The sequence below is a fragment of the Parashewanella curva genome (assembly GCF_003675895.1).
Classification (GTDB): Bacteria; Pseudomonadota; Gammaproteobacteria; order Enterobacterales; family Shewanellaceae; genus Parashewanella; species Parashewanella curva.
Genome location: NZ_ML014882.1, coordinates 1 through 6,093, shown reverse-complemented (window position 1 = coordinate 6,093; position 6,093 = coordinate 1). Strand labels below are relative to the sequence as shown.

The 6,093-nt window shown below is 41.6% G+C and carries 5 protein-coding genes; 2 read left to right on the top strand and 3 right to left on the bottom strand.

All coding sequences use genetic code 11. The annotated features are described in order from the left end of the window. Positions 1-269: 269 nt before the first annotated feature. Complete coding sequence (cysQ, locus tag D5018_RS20450) at positions 270-1,085, bottom strand: 3'(2'),5'-bisphosphate nucleotidase CysQ (RefSeq protein ID WP_121840828.1); 816 nt, start codon at positions 1,083-1,085, stop codon at positions 270-272. 18 nt (positions 1,086-1,103) lie between these two features. Then, complete coding sequence (nudE, locus tag D5018_RS20445; RefSeq protein WP_121840827.1) at positions 1,104-1,655, bottom strand: ADP compounds hydrolase NudE; 552 nt, start codon at positions 1,653-1,655, stop codon at positions 1,104-1,106. Between the two features lie 92 nt (positions 1,656-1,747). On the opposite strand from nudE, the gene yrfG reads away from it, so the two are divergent. Together yrfG and D5018_RS20435 are read left to right on the top strand one after the other, a co-directional pair. After that, complete coding sequence (gene yrfG / locus D5018_RS20440; RefSeq protein WP_121840826.1) at positions 1,748-2,398, top strand: GMP/IMP nucleotidase; 651 nt, start codon at positions 1,748-1,750, stop codon at positions 2,396-2,398. A gap of 122 nt (positions 2,399-2,520) precedes the next feature. Next, positions 2,521-3,702 (top strand): M20/M25/M40 family metallo-hydrolase, encoded by a 1,182-nt coding sequence (locus tag D5018_RS20435; protein WP_121840825.1) that lies wholly within the window; start codon positions 2,521-2,523, stop codon positions 3,700-3,702. Positions 3,703-3,756: 54 nt separating this feature from the next. On the opposite strand, the gene D5018_RS20430 is transcribed toward D5018_RS20435, so the two are convergent. After that, positions 3,757-5,736, bottom strand: a complete 1,980-nt coding sequence (locus tag D5018_RS20430) for a methyl-accepting chemotaxis protein (protein ID WP_121840824.1) — start codon at positions 5,734-5,736, stop codon at positions 3,757-3,759. Between the last annotated feature and the right edge of the window lie 357 nt (positions 5,737-6,093).

The following is a 6,093-nucleotide window of genomic DNA, read 5'->3' as shown; positions in this document are numbered from 1 at the left end:
AGAAGTAACCAAGTTTTTTAATCAAGTCATGCAAATGGATACTTTTACATTACGCCAAGAGGCTATTTCAACTGAAAAGTTCCCATGATTTTAGCTAAAAATGAACTCCGAAACTTGAGTTATAACTGCAACAGCCATAGTTGAAATCCAGTATGATTAAACTTGATACTTTAAGCATACTGGGCATTTGATAAATCAAAAGAAAGCTAAACACATGTTAACTTTTGCGTAACTTTCTCTTAATTTATAGGAATGAATGGAGGCGAAATTCAAATACCAAGTAATTTAGCCCAATTCCATTGGTTTCTCCCTACCACAATAAAGTTTGGGTTTTCTAATGATTCTCTGCAATTGTAAGTTAATGGCTTTAAGTCAATATCTAATACTTTTCCGCCCGCTTCTTCAATGATCACTTGAGGCGCACCAGTATCCCATTCACCTGTAGGCCCAACTCTTACATAACAATCTGCTTGTCCCTCGGCGACTATGCAGCTTTTTAATGCCGCACCACCAAGTCGAATGAGTTCTACGTCTTGTTTTTTGGTGAATAACTTTAAAACATCTTGTGGATCTTGGCGTCGACTCACCGCCACTTTAAGTATCTCACCTTGCCGTTGGCTATGGATCTGAGTATCTTGCCCTTGCTGGCGTTTAAAAGCCCCATGACCAGAACGAGCAAAGTAGCACACCTCTTTCATGGGCGCATATACCACGCCTAACACTGGTTTATGGTTCTGAACGAGAGCAATCAGTACTGAAAAATCATTACTGCCAGCAATAAACTCACCCGTTCCATCAAGGGGATCGACCAACCAATACTGAGACCATTGCGCTCGTTGCGAGAACGGGATATCAGCGTCTTCTTCAGACAGAATCGGAATGTCAGGGGTTAACTGTGTTAATGACTGATAAATTAATTGATGCGCAGCCAGATCGGCACTGGTAACGGGTGTGTCATCTAGCTTAGTGTGTTGCTCAAACTGACCTTGTTCAAATATCGATTTAATGGTTCGTCCTGCTTCAGATGCAATATTAATAACCGATTCAATAATATCTGAAGGCAAGGTTAATACAGCGGTGGCCATCTACTACAACTCCTAGTCCTAGGGGTGGGATAAATATTCCATTGCCAAGAACAGTGCACTGACACTTCTCGACTCTGTAAAGTTAGGCGTATTGATCAATTTTCGCCAATCGTTCAGCTCCCAAGCAACAACTTCTATAGGCTCAGGTTCGTCACCTTCTAGCTCACTTTCATAAAGATCTTCAGCAATGTAGACCTGCATTTTACTGGAAAAATAACTGGGTACTAAACTCAATTCTTTTAATAAAGTTAACTTACCTGCACCGAAGCCAATTTCTTCTTGTAACTCACGGTTTGCCGCTTGCTCAGGAGTTTCCCCTTCATCAATTAAGCCCTTAGGGAAGCCTATTTCATAATTGTGGGTGCCTGCAGCGTATTCTTGAGCTAACAATAACTTACCTTGATGTACAGGAACCACCATTACTGCACCACGATTGTTACCTTTCATACGTTCATACTGACGCTCAGCGCCATTCGAGAACACCAAATCCAACTGTTCAATGGTAAACAGGCGGCTTTTTGCAACAACTTTTGCATCAACTATCTGTGGTTTTTTTAATGACTGTGTCATGCACACTCCTAGGCGCAAAGAAAGGATTCCGTTTTCCCTTTAATCTACCTACAATCTACCTATTGAAACCGATAACTACAATAGGAATTTTTATGCTGCCATGGCAACAGATTGATGCTGTACTTTTAGATATGGACGGCACCTTGTTGGACCTGCACTTTGATAACCATCTTTGGCTAAAAATCGTTCCACAGGCCATTGCCAGTAGCAAGCAGATCAGTGTCATTGACGCACAGGCTTTAGTAGAAGAAGCTTATGAAGAAGTGGCTGGAACTCTAAATTGGTATTGTTTGGATTATTGGCAGCAACGCTTTGATATCGACATCGTCCAATTGCACGAATCTTCAGTGGAACGAATTGTGTTGCGTGACGATTGCATGCCGTTTTTGCACTCCTTAAAAACCATGAACAAGCCTAGGATCTTAGCCACTAATGCTCACCCAACGAGCTTGGCGTTAAAGCTCAAGCATACTGAACTAGGCTCAGGTCTTGATCATCTCATGTCGAGCCATGAAACCGGTTATTCCAAAGAAGATCCTCGTTTTTGGCCACAACTCTTTGAACGCTTTGATTTAACTCCAAGTCGCTGTCTATTCGTGGATGATAATGAACACGTACTAGCCGCAGCAAAAAAAGCAGGGATAGGCTTTGTGATAGGTGTTGAAAACCCAGACTCTCAACTGCCGAATAAGCAATTTGATCACTTTGACAGTACTTCTGATTTACGTACTTTGATAGGTTAGTGTTAAGGCTGGATACATTATTTTCGCTCTAGAATGGCTCTTTATCAAAAATATTCCTCAACTCATTGGTTGATGGTACTCATTGTTCTTTTTGGTGCTATCAACTGATAAGGAGACTGTCTATGCGTATGTTAACTGTACTCACCATTTTGCCGTTATCAATTAGCTTGCAAAGCCACGCCAGTACGCCCTCTGATGTTTGGGTGACTCTACCAACAACTATGACATCGATTGCCCTTGAGCAAGGGGCAACACAAGTTTCAACTGTCACTCACTCTCAGTTGTCTATGATCAAACTGCCAAAGTCTCAGCTCAATGAATTCTCTCAAGCCTTCCACCTGCACTATCATCGCTTAGGCGGCTTTATGACGTTTGAAACCGAGCAGCAAGCTCTAGCTAATATTAATTCTACCGCTCCCCATTCCAAGTTTGTTGCGCCGAAGATCGATCAAGCAGACAAAGTTAACCAGTTGATGCCCCAATTGGACGCCAACAACATAGTCACAGAAATTCAAAAAGAGTCGGCAAACCAGAATCGATTTTATAAACTCAAAACTGGTGTTACCGCTTCAGATGAATTATTCGACACTTGGAAAAGCTTGGCAAAAGGATGGGATAAGGCCACAGTCACTCAATTTTCTCATCGACGCTTTCCGCAAAAATCGGTAGAGCTTGAAATTAAAGGCAGCAAGTACCCTGATAAAGTGGTAGTCATTGGTGCTCATTTAGATTCAACCGCAGGAAGTTGGACAATTTTGAACAAACGAGCTCCCGGTGCTGATGACGATGGCTCTGGCATCGCTTCTGAAACTGAGGTCATTCGAGTATTGGCTGAAAACCATATTCAGCCTGAATATACCCTTCGTTTTTACGGCTATGCAGCAGAAGAAGGCGGTTTACTCGGTTCACGTGAAATTGTGCAGTCTGTTAAGAAGGAGCCTGTTACTATTTTATCCGCTATGCAATTGGATATGACTAACTTCAAAGGCTCCGATAAAGACATCATTTTTGAAATGGATCATACCAACAGTGACTTTACCCACTTTTTACAGACTCTGATTGATACGTATCAGCCCAATATTACCTACGGCACTGATCAATGTGGTTATGCCTGTTCCGATCACGCAAGCTGGGATTCCATTGGTGCACCAGCCGCTATGCCTTTTGAAGCTTATATGAAAGATATGAATCCCAACATTCACAGTAAAAATGATACCCTAGAAAATTCAGATCCCACTGGAACTGACGCGCTCCATTTTAGCCAACTAGCCTTAAGCTACTTGATTGAAATGGGGTTTGAATAGAAATGAATAATAGTGGCCAAACTACGATGAAAGTAGCTTGGCCAATTTTGTTGATTATCCACGAATTTGAAAACTCGACGTCAGCTCTTGTAGCTGACAAGCAAGCTGGGTAAGTTCATTACTGGCCGCAGAAACTTGCTCTGCTCCTGTCGCGTTTTCTACTGCCACTTGTTTAATTGCTTCAAAGCTTTGATTGATTTCTTCCGCGGTAGACGATTGCTGTGACACTGCGGTTGCTATTAACTCTGCATTTTCAGCAATATGATTAATTTCATTAAGCGTCTGCTCGATTGCAACCGAGCTCTCTTTTGCCGAGTTTATGGTCTTATGAGCCGTTTGGCTAGAGCGACTCATGACTTGTACTGCTTCAGTTGTACCTTGCTGCAGCTGCCCAATCATCTGCTCAATATGACTGGTAGATTGTTGGGTTTTTTGCGCTAATTGACGCACTTCATCGGCAACTACCGCAAAACCTCGACCTTGCTCACCAGCACGCGCAGCTTCGATTGCGGCATTCAATGCCAACAAATTAGTTTGCTCTGCAATCCCTTGAATCACTTCAAGTACGCTGCCAATCTGTTGCGAATGGGCTTGTACTTGCTCAATTGTGGCTGAGGCTGTATCAACTTGCTCGACTAATGAACCCATACTACCAATACTTAAATTCACTTTTTGAGTGGCCTGCTCTGATATTTTTTGAGCGTCGCCAGCAAGCTGTGAAACACCAACGGCATTGGTTGCCACATCATCAATAGTGACCGCCATTTCATTCATGGCTACAGCAACACTTTCAATGCTGGCATGCTGCTCTTGTAAGCTCTGATTGGCTTGTAAACTGACGCTACTGGTTTCTTCTGCAGTACTGCTTAATTGATCGCTGCTCGCTTGAATGGTAAAAATCATATCGGACAATTTTTGCGTCATATGCTGCATAGCGCGAAAAGCCCCCGTCGATTTCTCTGTCACTTGCTGTTTTACGAGCACACCATCGGCGATTTGTTCAGAAATACGCTGCATGTCAACAGGCTCACCACCTAATGGTTTTAAAATACCTTTGGCTAATTGGGTAGCGAGTACAATCACCAAGCCCGCAATCACCAGTAAAATAATCATAACTTCATAAGTTAACGCTGTTACTGCGGCAAACGCTTCTTTTTCATCCATTTCCGCCAACATCGCCCAATGGATCCCGTAAAAATCAACAGGTGTATAGGCTGATAAAACTGGCTGCTGATTATAATCCAAGATAATTTCTGTACCTGTTTTTCCCTGAAGTGCGGCCTCAACGGCCTGAGTTTTAGCACCATTATTGGCGACAGTACCAGCAAAACTGGCAATGACACTATGGCCTTTGGGATCGAGGTAGGAATCTGATCGCATTCTAAAGTCAGGGCCAACTAAGTAAGTTTCACCTGTTTCTCCCATGCCGTCCCGTTGCTGCATAATGGTATTGATCGCATCAATAGAAAACTGTAATGCCACAACTGAAACCAACTCACCCTCAAGGATCACTGGCAAACTGATAAAAGCTTGAGGCAAATTGTTGCTTGGAGCATAGGGCTTAAAATCAGACACCGCTAATTGATGGGAGCGTTTAGATTGATTAAACACTTCTGCCAAACCTGACGTTCGATAAGGCCCATTTGCAAGATTGGTTTGATAATCCGCTTCTTTGGTTACACTGTAAGTCACCACACCTTCTGGATTAATAATGAATAAATCGTAATATCCTTTAAGTGCAATAAACTCATCAAACACTTTTGCGTGTTTGTGAGTCAGCTTATGAAGTGTTAATCCAGTATCGGTGATCAAAATTTCTTTTAAAATATTACTGGTTAACTCAACGTCTTTTTCACTTCGCTCAAGATAAGCCTTAACTTGATTAGCTTTAATCGAGCGCACAGCTTCAAGCTGATGATAGGTTTGTAACTTTAAAGATTGGTTGGCAGTAATAATGCTTAATACGCCAATAATTAATGCAGGAAGTAACCCTAATAATAAAGAAAAACTTAACAACTTTGTTTTTAAACGCATACCACTGTCCGTGTATTATGAAGAAGCAGAATGCCATACTGTAAAAATGACATTAACCCTTTGAAAAATAGAGCCTTTAATCCACTCATCAATCTGTAAATTTATCAGGACGACAGTGTACGAATTCAAAACTAAATCACAACCATGAAAGTTGTGAGGTTTTTAACAAAAACGTTTTCTTATAGTAGATACTCCCCTCTTTTATCTAGACCAGTGTAATTTTTCACTATTTAACCTACATTTCGCATGGTGATTTAAGTATCCGTACATTTTCAACCATTAACAAAAAAACAACATAGATCTTGTAGTGTTCTCATACGGTTTACCAAATTTTAAGCATGCCAAAAGGCTTCTGTC